Source organism: Roseateles sp. (genome assembly GCF_965262435.1).
Taxonomy (GTDB): Bacteria; Pseudomonadota; Gammaproteobacteria; order Burkholderiales; family Burkholderiaceae_C; genus Paucibacter_A.
Genome location: NZ_OZ253537.1, coordinates 2,425,784 through 2,442,857, shown reverse-complemented (window position 1 = coordinate 2,442,857; position 17,074 = coordinate 2,425,784). Strand labels below are relative to the sequence as shown.

14 protein-coding genes and 1 tRNA gene are annotated in these 17,074 nt (G+C 65.7%); 7 read left to right on the top strand and 8 right to left on the bottom strand.

The genetic code is table 11. The features are described from left to right. The first annotated feature begins 390 nt into the window (after nucleotides 1–390). Complete coding sequence (locus ACQY39_RS10515) at nucleotides 391–1,212, top strand: IclR family transcriptional regulator (protein WP_428505976.1); 822 nt, start codon at nucleotides 391–393, stop codon at nucleotides 1,210–1,212. 58 nt (nucleotides 1,213–1,270) lie between these two features. Continuing rightward, on the top strand, nucleotides 1,271–2,086 hold the full coding sequence (locus ACQY39_RS10510) for an EAL domain-containing protein (RefSeq protein WP_428505974.1): 816 nt from the start codon (nucleotides 1,271–1,273) through the stop codon (nucleotides 2,084–2,086). Nucleotides 2,087–2,118: 32 nt separating this feature from the next. Here the strand turns inward: ACQY39_RS10510 and ACQY39_RS10505 are convergent, their stop codons facing one another. The 4 genes from ACQY39_RS10505 to ACQY39_RS10490 form a co-directional block, all read right to left on the bottom strand. Continuing rightward, nucleotides 2,119–2,793, bottom strand: a complete 675-nt coding sequence (locus ACQY39_RS10505; RefSeq protein ID WP_428505972.1) for an N-acyl amino acid synthase FeeM domain-containing protein — start codon at nucleotides 2,791–2,793, stop codon at nucleotides 2,119–2,121. 303 nt (nucleotides 2,794–3,096) lie between these two features. After that, nucleotides 3,097–4,524 (bottom strand): lyase family protein, encoded by a 1,428-nt coding sequence (locus ACQY39_RS10500; protein ID WP_428505970.1) that lies wholly within the window; start codon nucleotides 4,522–4,524, stop codon nucleotides 3,097–3,099. 147 nt (nucleotides 4,525–4,671) lie between these two features. After that, on the bottom strand, nucleotides 4,672–5,436 hold the full coding sequence (locus tag ACQY39_RS10495) for a SapC family protein (protein WP_428505968.1): 765 nt from the start codon (nucleotides 5,434–5,436) through the stop codon (nucleotides 4,672–4,674). Further along, on the bottom strand, nucleotides 5,437–6,735 hold the full coding sequence (locus ACQY39_RS10490; protein WP_428505966.1) for a hemolysin family protein: 1,299 nt from the start codon (nucleotides 6,733–6,735) through the stop codon (nucleotides 5,437–5,439). It lies immediately after the preceding gene. A 105-nt stretch (nucleotides 6,736–6,840) separates the two neighbouring features. On the opposite strand from ACQY39_RS10490, the gene ACQY39_RS10485 reads away from it, so the two are divergent. Next, entirely contained in the window at nucleotides 6,841–7,665 is an 825-nt protein-coding gene (locus ACQY39_RS10485; protein WP_428505964.1) for a symmetrical bis(5'-nucleosyl)-tetraphosphatase, read from the top strand. 53 nt (nucleotides 7,666–7,718) lie between these two features. Beyond that, nucleotides 7,719–7,808 (top strand) — tRNA-Ser (locus tag ACQY39_RS10480). Between the two features lie 65 nt (nucleotides 7,809–7,873). Here the strand turns inward: ACQY39_RS10480 and ACQY39_RS10475 are convergent. From ACQY39_RS10475 to ACQY39_RS10460, 4 genes are all read right to left on the bottom strand, one after another. Further along, nucleotides 7,874–9,880, bottom strand: a complete 2,007-nt coding sequence (locus ACQY39_RS10475) for a hypothetical protein (RefSeq protein WP_428505962.1) — start codon at nucleotides 9,878–9,880, stop codon at nucleotides 7,874–7,876. A 110-nt stretch (nucleotides 9,881–9,990) separates the two neighbouring features. Continuing rightward, complete coding sequence (locus ACQY39_RS10470; protein WP_428505960.1) at nucleotides 9,991–11,577, bottom strand: ABC transporter substrate-binding protein; 1,587 nt, start codon at nucleotides 11,575–11,577, stop codon at nucleotides 9,991–9,993. A gap of 116 nt (nucleotides 11,578–11,693) precedes the next feature. Next, on the bottom strand, nucleotides 11,694–12,929 hold the full coding sequence (locus tag ACQY39_RS10465; protein WP_428505958.1) for an HD-GYP domain-containing protein: 1,236 nt from the start codon (nucleotides 12,927–12,929) through the stop codon (nucleotides 11,694–11,696). Nucleotides 12,930–13,069: 140 nt separating this feature from the next. Next, complete coding sequence (locus ACQY39_RS10460) at nucleotides 13,070–13,729, bottom strand: c-type cytochrome (protein ID WP_428505956.1); 660 nt, start codon at nucleotides 13,727–13,729, stop codon at nucleotides 13,070–13,072. An 88-nt stretch (nucleotides 13,730–13,817) separates the two neighbouring features. Here ACQY39_RS10460 and ACQY39_RS10455 point away from each other — a divergent pair, with 88 nt between their 5' ends. The 3 genes from ACQY39_RS10455 to ACQY39_RS10445 are packed head-to-tail and all read left to right on the top strand — an operon-like array spanning nucleotide 13,818 to nucleotide 17,022. Continuing rightward, nucleotides 13,818–14,672 carry an AAA family ATPase gene (locus ACQY39_RS10455; protein ID WP_263519926.1) on the top strand — a complete coding sequence of 285 codons (855 nt, stop codon included), beginning with the start codon at nucleotides 13,818–13,820 and terminating at the stop codon, nucleotides 14,670–14,672. A gap of 7 nt (nucleotides 14,673–14,679) precedes the next feature. Then, complete coding sequence (locus ACQY39_RS10450; protein ID WP_263519927.1) at nucleotides 14,680–14,916, top strand: hypothetical protein; 237 nt, start codon at nucleotides 14,680–14,682, stop codon at nucleotides 14,914–14,916. A gap of 42 nt (nucleotides 14,917–14,958) precedes the next feature. Further along, nucleotides 14,959–17,022, top strand: a complete 2,064-nt coding sequence (locus ACQY39_RS10445) for a prolyl oligopeptidase family serine peptidase (RefSeq protein WP_428505953.1) — start codon at nucleotides 14,959–14,961, stop codon at nucleotides 17,020–17,022. The last annotated feature ends 52 nt before the right edge of the window (nucleotides 17,023–17,074 follow it).

Below are 17,074 nucleotides of genomic sequence, written 5' to 3'. Positions count from 1 at the left end.
CCATTGAGGGGCACATCGATCGCGATGCAAGCGCCCTGCAGTTCGGGCCGCCGCTGGGCGATTTGTGAAGGGCTGAGCAGCGCAGCGGCTCGGGGCGCGCGCGTACCCGCGCGCTTCAAGCGCTGACTTGGCGCGTCTGTCTGAACGGAACGAACGCAGTGAGTGAAGTGAGTTATGCGCCAGCCCCGAGGCGCGAGCAGCGCAAGGCAGTCGGCCCGGCAGGGCCGACCCCGGAACCATGAGCCCGGCGGCGGCCCGGACTGCAGGGCCTCACGAGGGAGAACAAGAAGGCTGCTTTGCGCCGATTGCAGCCTCCGGCCGAGCCAGTGCCGTCGCAAGGTCATTTGAATCGAGGCTCACTCACCTGCGCTTCGGTTCTAATCTGCAGCCATGGCCCAACCTCCAGACACTGCTGACGCAAGCAACGCCACCGACGCCAGCCCCGAGCGCAGCCCGCGCGGGATCCAGAGCATCGAGGTCGGTGGGCAGTTGCTGACCGCCCTGGCTCACCATGGCCGCCCACTGGCCCTGAAAGACCTGGCCCGCGAGGCCGAGATGGCGCCGGCCAAAGCCCACCCTTATCTGGTCAGCTTCATCAAGCTGGGTTTGGTTGAGCAGGAGGCGGCCAGCGGCCGCTACGGCCTGGGGCCGCTGGCCTTGCAACTGGGCCTGATCAGCCTGCAGCAATACGACCCGGTGCGACTGGCCACGCCGCGCATCGAGGAGCTGGCCCAGACCCTGGGCCTGACCGTGGCCATCGCCGTCTGGGGCAACCGCGGCCCCACCATCGTGCGCGTGGCCGAGGCGCCCAGCCCGGTGCATATCAGCATGCGACATGGCACGGTGATGAGCTTGCGCGGCACGGCCTCGGGCCGGCTGTTCGCGGCCCACCTGCCCGCAAGCACAGTGCAGGCCGCCCTCAACTCTGAACCCGACCGCCTGAACGACCCGGACTGGGAAACCCTGCGCGAGACGCTGGCCCAAATTCGCACGGTCGGCTTGGCCAGCGCCGAGGACGGCGTGGTCGCCGGCGTCAGTGCCCTGGCCGCGCCGGTCTTCGACGACCAGGGCCGCATGGTGCTGAGCCTGACAGCCATCGGCCCCAGTCGCGGCTTCAGCCTGGCGGCCAGCGGACTGCCCGCACGCAGCCTCAGGCGCGCGGCCGAGGAAGTCTCCAGCCAACTGGGTTGGCGGCCGCATCCCCAACCCTAACGCCAAGCCAGCTGGCCTCCGCGCGAACACCCCAACGCTTGTTTTCCATGAGGCAGGTATGAACCCAGCGCAGCACATCCCGATTTCTGCAACGCACTTTGGCGAACTGGACGAGTCCGGCTGCCCGGGCTGCCAAGGCGAAGAGCGCCTCGGATTCGAGTTCAGCTACGCCTTCCAGCCCATCGTCGACCTGCGCGACGGCAGCATCTACGCCCATGAAGCCTTGGTTCGCGGCCCCCAGGGCGAATCAGCGGCAAGCGTGCTGGCCTTGATCAACGACGACAACCGCTACCGATTCGACCAGGCCTGCCGGGTCAAGGCCATCAAGGACGCGGTGAGCCTGGGCCTGGCCACCCTGCCTGGCACGCGGCTGTCGATCAACTTCCTGCCCAATGCGGTCTACCGCCCGGAGGCCTGCATCCGCACCACCCTGGCGGCGGCGAGCCACCATGGGCTGCCGCTGGAACGCATCATTTTCGAAACCACCGAAGGCGAGCGCGTCGGCGACGGCCGCTGGTACGCCGAGGTGATGACCGAGTACCGGCGCATCGGCTTTCTCAACGCGATCGACGACTTTGGCGCCGGCTATGCGGGCCTGGCCTTGCTGGCCGACTTCCAGCCCGACCTGATCAAGCTTGACATGGGCTTGCTGCGCGACATTGACAGCCATGGCCCGCGCCAGCTGATCATCAAGGCCGTGCTGGGCCTGTGCCGCGAAATGGGCGTCCAGGTCATCGCCGAAGGCGTGGAGACCCGCGCAGAACGCGACTGGCTGTGGAGCCAAGGCGCGCATCTGATGCAAGGCTATCTGTTCGCGCGCCCGGCCTTCCAGGGCCTGGTGGCAGCCGAGCAGATCGACGCCCTCAAGCGCTGAGGCGCTGAAGCTCGAGGCGCCGCGCCAACGCCTCAGTTGCGCAGCTTGAGCAGCAGCGCCGCTTCTTCGTCCGGGCCATAAAAGTACGGGAAGAGCGTGCGGCTGGCGGCGCCCAACTCGGCAGCCCGGCCGCCCCAGTTGGCGATCCGCTCACGCCCATGAACGAGGTTCAACACCATCAGCACGGCCGGCGCCTGCACGCGTGGGTTCAGCTGTACCTCGGAGCGCTGCTCGAAGCCCAGCATGCGTTTGTAAAAGGGCACATGACGCGGGTTGACCTCGATCACCAGCAGTTCGCAGCCGGCCAGCCGGTGCGCATGGAGAAAGGCCAGGTGGAAGAGCCGCGCCAGCAAGGACTTGTTGTCGCTGACATCGTGATCCAGCGCCAGGCGGCCGAATTCGCACAGGCTCAGGCCGCTGGCGCGCAAGGCCGCCAGCTCTTCCGGGAACAAGGCATCGGCCGCCAGGCCCTGGGCTCCATCGAAGCGCACAGCAATGGTAGCCACGGTCGCCTGCCCCAGAAAGGCCGAGCAGATAGTCACGGAACCCTCGCTGTGCGTGCTGAGCTCCTGGCAGAGATAGCCGCGCTCGGCATAGCGCCTGGCGAGCAGGCTGTAAGCGCCCATACGGCTCTCGCTTTGGGCGGTGCGAAAGGCCAGCCCCGAGGGTAGGTCCTGGGCTTCAAAGCATGGTGCGACGGGTTTCATGTACTGCTCTCGGGTTGGCGACCAGGCTCGAATCTGAGCGAAATCGAAGGCCAGTCTAGAGACAGAACACCCTAAAAATCGGGGCCAAACACGTGACTTACACGGTGCCGCGCCACTTACATCCGGACACGCACCCAGCACCGCAGGGGCCTGCCCCACAGGCCGCGCCAGTGCTGGACGCACAGATCGCAGGCACTTTCAGTCGCCGGAACAAGGTGCTCGCAGCGGGCCAGTTCCCTTGTTCGCGCGCTTACATCTGGTGCGCCGCACGCAAGCTTGCAGCAAGCGCCAAAACGGCAGCACTCACCAATGCGGCCGGTCCGAGAGTTCGGCCCATTGCCGGCGCGCCGTTTGCAGCACAGCGGCGACACGACGGTCGGCATGTGCGGTCGCGACCTCGACATCGAACACCTGGGCCAAGGCGGCCGGGTCCAGACGCTCTGGCATCAAAGCTTGCCGCGTGGCGGCCTGCTGCGCCAGCGAGAGCAGGTCTGCCGAGCCGGCTGCGCTGCTGTCGGACTCAATCTGCCGGCACAGCTGCTCCACCCATGCGTGGGCCGCCTCGCGCCCCAGCAGCGGACACATCAGCAGATTCAGCGCCTCGGCAAACACCAAGCCACGCTGCGCATCGATCTGCTCGCGCATGCGCGCCGGGAACACCCGAAGGCCGGCCAGGCCCTCAGACAAGGCGCGCACCGAGCCATGGGCATGCAGCAGCAGCCCGGCCATTTCCGCCAGCTCGGCCTGCCAACCACCGAGGCCGCGCTCCAGCTCCTGCGGCATGCAGGCCAGCAGGGCAGCCACACGCTGCGGCGCCCGCTCGGCCGCGGCCAGGGCCCGCAGAAAGGCCACCGGGTTGTTCTTGTGCGGCATGACGCTGCAGGCACCGCGCTTGAAGCCACGCTCGGCTTCACGCGTGACGGGCTCGCGCTGGGCCAGCTCGCCCACTTCCGGCTGGCACAGCCAGGCCAGGTCGCGCGCCAGCTTGCCCAAGCCGCCGCACAGAATGCCCAGCTCGGCACCCAGGCGCACCATGCGGTCGCGCTGGGTGTGCCAGGGCATGGCGGGCTCGGGCAGCTGCAGCTCGGCGGCCAGGGCTGCACTGACGGCATCGGCCTGTTCGCCCAGGCTGGCCAGGGTTCCGACAGCGCCGCCAAACTGCAGTTGCAGAGCGCCATCGGCGGCATCACGCAGGGCCTGGGCGCTGCGCAGCAGTGGCAGAGCCCAGTTGAGCACGCGGCTGCGCAAGCTGCTGATCTGGGCCGGCTGCATCAGGGTGCGCGCCAGCACGGGCACGCCGGGCTGCTGTTCAGCAAGCTCGATCAGGTGGCCGAGCAAGGTCAGCAGATCGTCCTCGATCAGGCGCAGGCTGCGGCGCAGCAGCAACACCAGGGTGGTGTCCACCATGTCCTGACTGGAGCTGCCCCAATGCACATAGCCAGCGGCCACCGGGTCGAACAGGGCGACCGTATCGGCCAGCTTCTGTAGCACCGGAATGGCCAAGCTGCCAGCCGGCCCGCTGGCCTCGACCAGGGCCGGCAGATCGTAAAGCTCGACCCGACACAAGCTGGCGATCGCCTGCGCCGCCGGCAGCGGGATCACGCCGCAGCGGCCCTGGGCACGCGCCAGCGCGGCCTCGAAATCCATCATGGTCTGCACCACCGAGGCCGGCTCCAACAGGGCCAGCATCTCCGGGGTGGACAAAAAGCCTTCAAACACCAAGACCGACATCAACTACACGCCCAGAAGGTTTTTGTGGCCGCATGGTAGCCAGCGACCCCAAAGAAAACAGCTCCTGCAAACCCGCAGCGGGTTTGTCAGGAGCTGCAGCGGCCGCCTGTCAGTGCAAGCAGGCCGTCAGGGCATGGTCAGCGTCGCTCAGGCGGCGGCAACAGCAGCAGCGGCGTTGGTGTGCTGCATGGCCAAACGGCTCATATTGCCCATGGACACGCGGTGCATTTCCAGCAAGGCCAGCAGGCCGTTGCGGTGCAGTTGCACGACCTTGTCGTCGGCCAGCTCGGCCAGCTTTTGCTCGTCCACGGCCAGGAAGCCTTCGACGTCCAGCTTCTCGCCATTGCCCATGGTGGCCTCGAAGCGCATGTCGCGCAGCAGGTCCAGTTCCACCAAATGGTTGCAGATAGCGCGGGTGCGCTCGGACTCTTGCTCGAAGCTTTCCAGGAAGTTCTTGGCGTTCAGCAAGAACTCGGTCGGCTGGCCGTCATCGGCGAACAGGGAGCTGCCCTCAGTCTCGGAGAAACCGGGCCATTCGCTGTCGAAGCACACGGCCACCTGGTCTTCGTTCTGGTCCAGACGGGCCATGGCGAAGGGGTAGCGGCGCATGAAGGCGGGCACATAGTTGCCGGTCCACTTGCCGTCCTTGACGAACAGATTGCTGCCGGGCTTGAGGCCCAACACGGCCAGCGGGGCCACGGCCTGCTTGGAGCCGTCGGTCGGGGTTTCGCCGACGCGCACGAACACGATCGGGTATTCCTTGCAGGCTTCGGCGAACTCGACCGCTGCCAGGAACAGCGAGTTCTGGCCGACCACGCGGTCCACGGTGGACAGCTCCGTCTTCAGACGCAGCTTCTTGTGGGCCTCGCGGTCCAGGGGCACCAAATTGCCATACAGCGGGGGTGTACTCATTTACTCTTCTCCATCTACGGCCAGTCGACTGACCAGCACTTTGTCCACACGCTTGCCATCGAGGTCCACGACCTCGAATCTCCAGGCGTTCCACTCCACCACATCGGCCGTGCGCGGCAAGCGCCCCAGCAGCAGCATGATCATGCCGGCCAGGGTGTTGTAGCGCCCACGGTCTTCTTCGGGCAGTTCCTTCAGCGCCAGGCGGTCCTTCAGTTCGGGCACGGGAATCAGGCCGTCCAGCAGCCAGCTCCCGTCCTCGCGTTGCACCGCCCAGGCATCTCCGTCACCGGGCGCATTGAACTCGCCCGCGATCGCTTCCAGCACGTCGCGCACAGAGATCACGCCCTGCACTTCGCCGTACTCATCCACCACGAACACCAGGGGCGCATCCGAGGCCCGGAAGTGTTCCAGCAATTCCATGCCCGAGAGCGTCTCCGGCACGAACACCGGCTGCTCCAGGTCCTGCACCAGGGCCAGTTCCTCGCCGCTGAGCGCGCGCTGCAGCAAGGCCTGGGCCGAGACCACACCCAGCACCTCGCTCAGGTCGCCGCGGCAGACCGGGTAGCGGCTGTAGCCATGGGCGCGCAGCACGGTCAGCACCTGCTCGGGCGTGTCATCAGCGTCGAGCCAGGCGATTTCGGCACGCGGGATCATCATCGAGCCGATCTCGCGCTCATCAAGGCGGAAGACATTGCGCACCATCTGGTGCTCGTGTTCCTCGATCACGCCGGCGTCCAAGCCTTCTTCCAGGCTCGCGGCAATTTCCTCTTCGGTCACGCCGCGCTGAGCACGGCCGCGCAGGCCGATCAGGCCCAGGGTGGTCTCAGTGAAAAAGGTCAGCAAACGCACCAGGGGCTGCACCGTCAGCGACAGCAGATTCATGGGCGGGGCGACCAGGCGAGCCACCGTCTCAGGGTAGATCTGACCGATCCGCTTGGGCACCAGCTCACCAAAGACGATGGTCAGCACGGTCAGGATCACCACCACCAGGCCCGTGGCCGACAACTCGGCTGCGCGCTGCGGCAGCTCAAACGTTGCAATCAGCCAGGCCGACAAGGGGCCCGAAAAAGCTGCCTCGCCGACGATACCGTTGAGCACGCCAATCGAGGTGATACCGATTTGCACGGTGGACAGGAACTTGGTCGGGTTGTCGTGCAAGTCCATGGCCGCTTGCGCGCCACCCTCGCCGCTTTCGACCATCACCTGCAAACGCGCCTTGCGGCTGGCCGTCAAAGCCATCTCCGACATCGCAAACAAGCCGTTGATCAGAATCAGAAAGAGAACGAGCGCGGTATCCATTGAGGGCGCCACTACCGAGGGTTAACCCCAGATTGAGCGCGGGCGATTGCAAGAGGCCGCAAGCGTAGCAGAAGCGTTTGACAGCGAAGGCAGCACAATCCCGCAATGAACTATCTTGTCGGTGACCTGCAGGGCTGTTGCGATGCACTCGAACGCCTGCTGAAGAAAATCGCGTTCTCGCCGTCGCGCGACCATCTCTACTTCCTCGGCGACCTCGTCAACCGCGGACCGGCCTCGCTGGCCACGCTGCGCCGCTTGAGCGGCCTGGGCGCGGCAGCCACCTGCTTGCTGGGCAACCACGACCTGCACCTGCTGGCCGTGGCCCACGGTGCACGCAAGGCCTCCAAGGGCGACACGCTGAGCGACATCCTCGACGCTCCCGACCGAGCCGCCCTTCTCGACTGGCTGCGCCAGCAACGCATGGCCTGCCTGGCCCAGGGCTGGCTGATGGTGCACGCCGGCGTGCTACCGGACTGGAGCGTGGCGCAGACCCTGAGCCTGGCCGGCGAGGTGGAAGCCGTGCTGCGCGGCCCTGACCTTGCCGATTTTCTGCCGCAGATGTATGGCAATGAACCCGATCGCTGGAGAGAGGACCTGCGCGGCCCCGATCGCCTGCGCCTGGTCATCAACGCCCTCACCCGCCTGCGCTTTTGCGACGAGAAGGGCCGCATGGACCTCAAGACCAAGGGCGACAGCGCCAGCGCCCCACCCGGCTGGCAGCCCTGGTTCGACGCGCCCGGCCGCCGCAGCGCTGGCCAGCCGATCGCCTTCGGCCATTGGTCGACCCTGGGTCTGCTGCAGCGCCCCGACCTGCTGGCCCTGGACACCGGCTGCATCTGGGGCGGCCAGCTGAGCGCGGCCCGCGTCGAACAGGGCCGCTGCCTGGAAGTCATCCAGGTGCAGTGCGAGCAGGCGCAGAAGCCGGGCTGATGCAAGCTTGCAGCTAGAATGCAGGTCCACCGCGACGAACGCCCAAGATATTTGGAAGCTTGGCCGAGCGGTTTAAGGCACCGGTCTTGAAAACCGGCGAGGGTTTATCCCCTCCGTGAGTTCGAATCTCACAGCTTCCGCCACATGAAAACGGCCTGCTTTTTCAAGCAGGCCGTTTTTCTTTGTTGTGGGCCTGGCGCCCTGCCGCTCACTCGGCCTGCAGCGCATACCTCGTGTAGTAACGCCGTCCCTGCGCGTCTTGCGCGCCCAGCCAGATTTCTGCCGACAGGGTGAGCGGATTGGGCAAGCTCAGGCCCGGCAAAGCCAAGGAAGTCTTGGGGGGCAAGGGCGGCGCGTTGTCGACCAGCAAGGGTACAAAGCCGCCGGTCAGCAAGGTGCGCACGCTGATCAAGCGCAGGTCCGGATTGGCGGCCGCCCAAGTGGCGTAATTCAGAGTGAAGCCGTCACGCAAGGCGGCGGCCTTGAGCGGCGCCGTGGCGGTGATCGCGTCCAAACTGGGAAAGCGGCTGCGCGCCGTGTCAGCGGGCACATCGGCCGGCAGGAAGACCGCACGAGTTTCTGCCGTGCCGCCCGAGGTGTAGGCGGCCACGAACTTGGCACCGCGCTGGCTCTCGGCGCTGCCCAGCCAGCCGATGGCGGACTGCTGCAGGGCACTGTCGGCAATGCTGCCGGTTGGCGTCACCCGGGTTGCCCCGGGGGTGTAGGAAATGCACAGCAGGGGCCGGCTGCAGTAGGCGAAGGGAATGCTGTAGCCGCTGGGCATCTGCACGGTGGCGGTGTCCAGCAGCTTGACCGGCGTGGCGGTGCTGGTCTGCGCCTGCATCTCGACCTGGATGCCGACCCAGGGATTGGGCTTGGTGGCGCTGTTCAGGCCCCCATCGGCGCCCAGATCAAGCACGCTGACCGGGTAGACCTGGATGGCGAGCTTGCGGGCGTTGCCGATCAAGCTCCACTTGCCGCCAGTGGTGGCCGGGGCGGCAGCTTTGGTGAAGGTGGCTGCATCGCTGAAGTACTCGAGCACGGCGCCGCTGGAATCGCTGACGGTTGCGGCCACCAGCACGCGCTTGCACAGGCCGGCCGTCAACACATCATCGGCACAACCGAGCACCATCAGCCGGCCCAGCTGGCGCTTGTTGGCGGCATAGCTGGCCAAGCGATCGGCCAGCTCGGCCTTGCTGCCGGCGTTGTGACTCTCGTACGTACCCAGCAGGGTCGAAGCGCTGAAATCGGCGGCCAGCTTGCCCTGGGCGATCAGGTTGTTGAGCCCAGCGCTCAGCTCGTCCAGGCTGGCCAAATTGTCCAGCGTGGCCTTGGACGTCGAGGCCAGCTTGAGGGCCGAGCTGATGGCATTGGCCGGCAAGCCGCCGGTGGCCTTGACCAGTTCGGCCTGCGCCGCGGCCAGGCCGACCACCACCTCAGGCACGGCCGTGGGCTGCAGCTTGTTGCTGATCAGGAGTTGGTCCACACCCTTGTTGTTGCGAGCCACCTGAACACGCAGAACCTCCAGCAGCAGATCCTGCGCACTCTTGTTGGCGGCAAAGCTGGCATCGGACAGCAGGTTCAGGGTGGCGGTGTTGGTGATCTTGAGATCGGTGAGCTGGGTCTTGATCAAGGTCTTGACGAACTCACCTGCCGCACTGGCCGCCGAGGCGGCCGGCGCGATCAGGGCGGCACTGGCCGCGGCGGAAGCAAACACCGCCTGTGGCTCGCCGCCCAGGGACAGGGCGACGATGGCCTGGCTCAGCGGTGTGATGTGGGCCACCATGGCTGGATTGGCCGCATCCAGAATGGGCACGATGGAGTGCAGGACCTGCGGGTTGCCATTCGAGTCCAGGCCGGAGGTCTGGATCAGCAGCGGGCCTTTCAGGCTCTTGCTGCTCAGGGTCAGGCTGTAGCTGCCGTCGCTGGGCTGGGTCGTGGCCGAGCCCACGGCCGCACCGGCGGCATCGATCACCTTGATCTGGGCATTGCTGAGCGGTGCGCCGACCGCAGCCACGCCGCTGAGGGTCGGCGTCACGGCGAAGGTGGTGACCCCGGCGGCTGCTCCCCCGGTGCCGCCGGAATCCGTGCCGCTGCTGCCACCGCCGCCACCTCCGCAGGCGCTGAGCACCAGGCCCAGAGTCAGGCTGGACAGCAGGATCAGGCCGGCCTTCAAACCCGGCAAAGCCGCGGTGGGATGGGATTGGGGATGCATGAAGTTGAGGTTCGTTCGGGCTGCTATTCCCTTCATCTTAGGCCTCAAGCTGCGCCGGCAAGCGCCGAAGAAGCACGCGCTTTCGGCGCGTTATTCATCCCCGGGCCGGGCTACTTCCCCAGCGTCACCCAGGACACCTCAAACCAGTTGTCGGCCCGATGCACCACCGAGACATTGCTGCGCGCGGCCCAGGGGATCATCTGGCGATGCAGAGGCAGGACCTGAAACTGGTCCTTGAGCTCGGTCAGGGCCGACTTGATCAATTGCTCGCGCTTCTTGGGGTCGACCTCGACGCTGGACTGCGCGGCCAGGCTGTCGAACTTGTCGTTGCGCCAGTTGCCGTAGTTGTAGGCGCCGATGCCGCGCTGGCCGCGGTTGCGGAAGACCGGGCCGAAGATGGACTCTGCATCGGTGATGGCACCACCCCAGCCGTAGAGGTAAAGACTGGTGTCGAGCTTCTCCACCTTGGGGAAGAACAGCACCCGCGGCATGGCCGAGACGCGCACCTTGATCTTGAGCTGAGCCCACATGGCGGCCAGGGCCTGGCAGATCTCTTCGTCATTGACGTAGCGGTTGTTCGGGCAGTCCAGGGTGACCTCAAAGCCGTCGGCATAACCGGCCTCGGCCATGAGCTTGCGCGCAGCCGCCATGTCGAAGGGATAGCGCGCCTCGATCTTGGGGTCGTCGTAAGCCGCCACCGAAGCCGGCGTGAGCCCGCCCGTGGGCACACTCAGACCATTCATCAGCTTGACCCGCAGGGTCTCCACGTCGACGGCCTGGTAGAGCGCGCGGCGCACACGCAGGTCCTTGAAGGGGTTCTTGTCGCCCGGCACATTGCCGTAGAGCAGCTTGTCCCGGCCCTGATCCATGCCGATGAAGATGATGCGGTTCTCCGGGCCGTCGATGACCTTGACGCCCTGGGTGTTGCGCAAGCGCAGGACGTCGCGCGGCGCCGGGTCGAGCACGAAATCCAATTCACCCGAGACCAGGGCCGCCAGGCGCGTGGCGTCATTGGCGATCGGAGTCAAGACGATATCCTGCACATTGCCCTCGAACTTGCCCCACCAGTTTGGATTGCGCTTGTAGACCGTTTTGATGCCCGGTTGGCGGCTGACCAGCATGTAAGGGCCGGTGCCGTTGGCATTCATGCTGGTGAAGCCCTCTTCCTTGTTCTTGAAGTCCAGCGGCCGGGTGGAGCGGTTCGCTTCCGACCAGGGCTTGCTCATGATCCAGAGGGTGTCCAGGTGCTGAAGGAAGATCGGGTTGAAGGCGGGCAGCACGAACTCCACCGTCTGCTCATCGACCTTGCGAGCCACACCGACGGCATTGGCATAGATGGACAGCTGGGACGTGCTCTCCTTGGCGCGCTGGATGGAATAGACGACATCGTCGGCCGTGAAGGGCTGGCCGTCGTGAAACTTGACGCCCTGGCGCAGCTTCATGCGCCACAGCAGCGGGCCGACCTGGCTCCATTCGGTGGCCAAGCCAGGCACGATGTTGAGATTGCGGTCGCGGCGGGTCAGGCGCTCATAAACCTGGCCATTGACCATATTGGTCATGCTCTCGTTCTGCGAGTGCGGATCCATGGTCTGGGGGTCGCCCTGGCTGGCCCATTTCAGGGTCTGTGCCTGGGCCGCGCCCATGGGGACCAAACTGCACAGCGCCAGGCCCATCACCAGAGAAGACAGAGTTTTCATCACCACACCCTCAAGCCGCTTCGACGGCCGAGTGTAGGGAGCCGGCACAGCCCTGCCGCATGGGGTAAACCTTCAGGCTCACGAGCACGGCGGCGCGGCGACGCGCGCCATCAGGGTCAGGTCTTGCGCCAGATGTCGTCGAGGTGGGTGAAGCCCCAATCCTGTGGCGACTCGCGCCCGACCACGCGGTCACCGACGGCCGGGTTGGACAGGTCCAGCTGCTGAACCGGGATCGGCAGCTTGGACTTGGTGGAATAGAACACTCGCACATGGGGCGCAGCCAGATTCTGCGGATTCAGATCGATGACCACCGCCAGGCGTCCCGAGTCCAGGCGTACCAGGCTGCCCACGGGGTAGATGCCCACGCTCATCACGAAGGCCTTGAAGATCACCGGATCGAACTGCCCGGTCCACTGCGCCATGCGCTGGATGGAGCCGGCCGGATCCCAGGCCGCCTTGTAGGGCCGGGTCGAAGTGATGGCGTCATAGACGTCGCAGACCGCGCCCATGCGGGCCAGCAGGCTGATCTCCTCGCCCTTGAGCCCTTGCGGGTAGCCGCTGCCGTCCATCTTCTCGTGGTGGTGGAGGCAGACATCCAGCGCCGACTCGGGCACGGCGCCGCCTTCCTTGAGCATCATGTAGCCACGCATCGGATGTGACCGCATGATGTCGAACTCCGCCTCGGTCAGCTGCCCTGGCTTGTTCAGCACATTGAGCGGCATCATCATCTTGCCGATGTCGTGCAAAAGGCCAGCCATGCCCGCCTCGCGAGTCTGCGCATCGTCCAGCCCCAGTTGGCGGCTCAAGGACACCATCAGCGCGCACACCGCCACCGAGTGCATATAGGTGTAGTCGTCCTTGGTCTTGAGTCGGGCCAAGCTGATCAGGGCCGAGGGGTTGCGCGAGACCGAATCGGCCACTTCCTCGACCAGGGGCATGCACATCTCGGCATCGACCGCCTTGCCCATGCGGGCCTCGCCGAACAGGGCCGTGACGGCCTGGCGCGAGCGGTTGATGGTCTGCGCCGCGCGCCCCATCTCGGAGCCCATGCTGACACGCTCGGGACGGGCGAGCGCAGCCGCCGGTGCGGGAGCGGGAGGTGGAGGAGCGGGCTGAGGCTCGTCCACCAAGTCCTGGACCAGGCCGTCCTGCGCCGGGGCCGTATCGACATCGGCGCCCTTGCTGATGTCGATCCACACCGCCGGCACACCGCTGGTCAGCAAAGCCTCCAGATCGGCCACTTCACGCAGAACGAATTTGGTCTTCCAGAAGGGATGCGAAAGCCATGAGCCCTCCATCGACTGGAGATACATGCCCAGCTGAACCTGGTGGATGGGAATCTTCTTGAGCATGAGCCTGGACAAAAACTCGGGAATGCAAGCGTCTCAGTATGGGGCCGGAGGGTCCACGGGCAGCCTGCGATCAGGCACAAAAAAGCCGCCCTTTAGGCGGCTTTTTGTGAACTGCTTGGCACTTGCCGCGCCAGGCGGCTTCAGCGGAACTTGCTCTGCGGCACGGTGCGCAACTCACCCGGCAGCGACGCCAGGTACTTGGCGATGGCCTTGAGTTCGGCGTGGCTGAATTGCTTGACCTGGCCGGCCATGATGGCGTTGCTGCGGCCGACCACGGCATTGCCTTCGGTCTGGTAAGACTTCAGGGCCACGTTCAGATAGTCGGCATGCTGGCCAGCGATCTTGGGATAGCTGCCATCGATGGGCTTGTTGAAATTGGCACCGTGACAGGAGACGCAAGCGCCCTTGGTCAGCAGTTCGGCCACTTGAGCCGAGGGAGCTGCCGCGGTTTCCGGCAGCGTCTGGGCCGGTGCCTGCTTCTCGTAGAAGGCCGAGATGTCGGCAATGTCCTGCTCGCTCAGCGACTGCGCAATGCCGCGCATGGTCGGGTGCTTGCGCTCGCCCTTGGCGTAGGCCGTCAAGGCCGCGGCGATGTACTTTGCGTTCTGGCCGGCGATCATGGGCACTTTGTGCACTTCAGGAAAGCTGGCTTGGTAGGCCGGGATGCCATGGCAGCCAATGCACATGGCGATCTTGTCCTGGCCGACAACTGCCGCGGGGGCGGCGTCCTTGGCGAGAACGGAGGCGCTGGCGCCAAACAACGTGGCCAGAGCGAGCGAGATCTGCAGCAGTTTTTTCATGGTCCCGGGGTGTCTAGATCTTGTACCGACGGGCATTATAGGGGGCCACTTATACTGAATCGTCACCTTCAGGACTTTGATCCACACCATGAAATTTGCAGGTTCCGAGCATTACATCGCCACCGATGACTTGAAGCTGGCCGTCAACGCCGCCGCCACCCTGCAGCGGCCCCTGCTGCTCAAGGGCGAGCCCGGCACCGGCAAGACCATGTTGGCCGAGGAAGTGGCGCGCAGCTTGGGGCTGCCACTGTTGCAGTGGCACATCAAGTCGACCACCAAGGCCCAGCAAGGCCTGTACGAGTACGACGCGGTCAGTCGCCTGCGCGACAGCCAACTCTCCGGCATCGAGGGCGTGGACAAGGTCAGCAAGATCGAGAACTACATCATCAAGGGCGTGCTCTGGCAGGCCTTCGAGGCCGATCAGCCCGTCGCCCTGCTGATCGACGAGATCGACAAGGCCGACATCGAGTTCCCGAACGACCTGCTGCGTGAAATCGACCGCATGGAGTTCTACTGCTACGAGACGCGCCAGCTGATCAAGGCCAAACACCGCCCCCTGGTCTTCATCACCTCAAACAACGAGAAAGAGCTGCCCGACGCCTTCCTGCGCCGCTGCTTCTTCCACTACATCAAGTTCCCCGACCCGGTGACCATGCAGGCCATCGTCGATGTGCATTTCCCCGGCCTCAAGAAAGAGCTGCTGGCCGCCGCGCTCAAAACCTTCTTCGAGGTGCGCAATCTGCCGGGCCTGAAGAAGAAGCCCAGCACCTCGGAACTGCTGGACTGGCTCAAGCTGCTGGTGGCCGAAGACATGCCGCCCGAAACCCTGAGTCAGCCGGGTGCCGAGCACCTGATTCCGCCCCTGGTGGGCGCCCTGCTGAAGAACGAGCAAGACCTGACCCTGTTCGAAAAGCTGGTCTTCATGCAACGCCAACATCGCTGAGACAGCCATGGACAAAAACCTCCAACAAGGCCTGAAACAAGGCCTGGCCGATGCCTGCGGTTTTGTGCTGGGCGCCCTGGCCGGCTGGGAGCTGGGCCGCGCCCTCGGCTTCGATTTCATCGGCAGCACCGAGTGGCAGCTGCCCCAGCTGCTGGGCCTGGGCTTCATCCTGGGTGGCTGCGGTATTGGGCGCTGGGCGGCCCGCGCCTTGCTGGCCCAGCTCGACGGCCTGAACCGCAAGTAGCCGCGCCTCTTTTTCCCCTCCTCCCTCTTTCGAGAACCGACCATGGCGGCATCCCCACGCGCAGCAAAGCCTGAGACTTTTGATGTGGAGGCCCTCTGGGCCCTGGCACGCGTCGGCGCGCCCAGCCTCTCGCCCGATGGCGCCCAGGCCGTGGCCAGCGTCAGCCGCTGCGACATGGCGAGCAACAAGACCGAGTCGCACCTCTACCTGCTCTCCACCCTGGGCGGCGAGCCGCGCCAGCTGACCCAGGCCGGCAGCCCCGACAGCAAAGACGGCGCGCCGCAGTGGAGCCCGCGCGGCGACCGCATCGCCTTCATCGCCCGGCGCGAACAGGAAGGCGCGAAGGACAGCGAGCCGCAGCTCTATGTGATCGCCCCCGATGGCGGCGAGGCCCGTCGCGTCGGCCTGCCCGGCACAGGGCTAGCCACCGGCGTGCAAGCCTTCAAATGGTTCCCCGATGGCCGGCGCATCGCCTTCATCTCCTGGGTCTGGCCCGAACTGAAAGGCCAGACTGCCCAGGCCCAGGCACTCAAGGACTTCAAGGACCGCAAGGAAAGCGGCTACGTCACCTCAGACGCCGTCTACCGCTACTGGGATCACCATGTGCCCATGGGCCGGGTGCCGCATCTGCTGGTCGTCGATGTAGACAGTGGCAAGGTGCGCGATCTCTTCGAGGGGACAGACTTGGCCCTGAGCCTGGCCGACCCCGACGAGCACAGCTTCGACATCTCGCCCGATGGCCGCCGCATCGTCTACGCCTTCGACCCCGAGGCAGACAAGCGCCTGGACCATGACCTGGCCCTCGGCGAAGTCGAGGTCAAGAGCGCTCAGCACCGCGTGCTCTTGCAGGTGGAGGGCTGGGATTTCCGCGCGCCGCGCCACAGCCACGCCGGCCAGCATCTGGCCTTCGTCGCCAGCCACCAGGGCTTGAAGCACACCATGCCGGGCCAGCTGGCCGTGCTGGACACGGCCGGCCACTGGGCCGTGATGTCGGCCGACTGGGACCATGAAGTCAGCGCGCCCCTGGTCTGGGATGAAGACGATCTGTCCATCCTGCTGGCCGCCGAACAGGCCGGCCGCCGCCACCTCTGGCGCTTCGAACTGAAGCACTGCCAGGCCGAGATCGTGTTCGAAGGCGGCCATGTGGGCAGCTTCGCGCTGGCCGCCGGCACCGTGGTGCTGAACCATGACAGCGTGCAGTTCCCGCCGCGGCTTTCGCGCCTGCTGGAGGACGGCAGCAGCGCGCGCATCGAGCGCTTCAACACCGAGCATTTGAAGCGTCACGAATTCGGCCAGCACCAGGAAGTGATGCTCAAGGGCGGCCAGGGCGATGAGGTCCAGATGTGGCTGATCTACCCGCCCGGCTTCAACCCCAAGAAAAAGAAGGCCTACCCGGTGATGCATGTCATCCACGGCGGCCCGCACACCGCCTTTGGCGACAGCTGGCACTGGCGCTGGAACCACCAGGTGTTTGCCGCCCAAGGCTATGTGGTGGCCTGCGTGAACTACCACGGCTCGTCCAGCTTCGGCCACGCTTTCCTGGACTCCATCACCCACCGCTGGGGCGAGCTGGAGCTGCAGGACATCGAGGCCGGCACCGACTGGCTGCTGGCCCAGCCCTGGGCCGATGCGAAACGCGTGTTCGCCACCGGTGGCAGCTACGGCGGATACATGGTCGCCTGGATGAACGGCCATGTGCCGGCCGGCCGCTACCAGGCTTATGTGTGCCACGCGGGCTGCTTCGACTGGCAGGCCATGTTTGCCGACGACGCCTACACCTGGCATGCCAAGGAGCTGGGCAGCTGGTACTGGGACGACCCGGCCAAGATCGCCTCGCAAAGCCCGCACAGCTTTGCCCAGCACATGAACACGCCCACCCTGGTGATCCACGGCGCCATGGACTACCGCGTGCCCGACGCCCAGGGCCTGGCCTACTACAACACCCTCAAGGCGCGCGGCGTGGACAGCCGCCTGCTCTGGTTCCCTGACGAGAACCACTGGATCCTCAAGCCACGCAACAGCCGCCAGTGGTACGGCGAGTTCTTCGACTGGCTGGGCCGCCATGACCCGGGCGCCAAGTTGGCCAAGGTGACCAAGAAGCGATGAGCTGGGCGCAGATAATCGACGCATTCCCCGCGCCGGCGCGCACACCACCTTT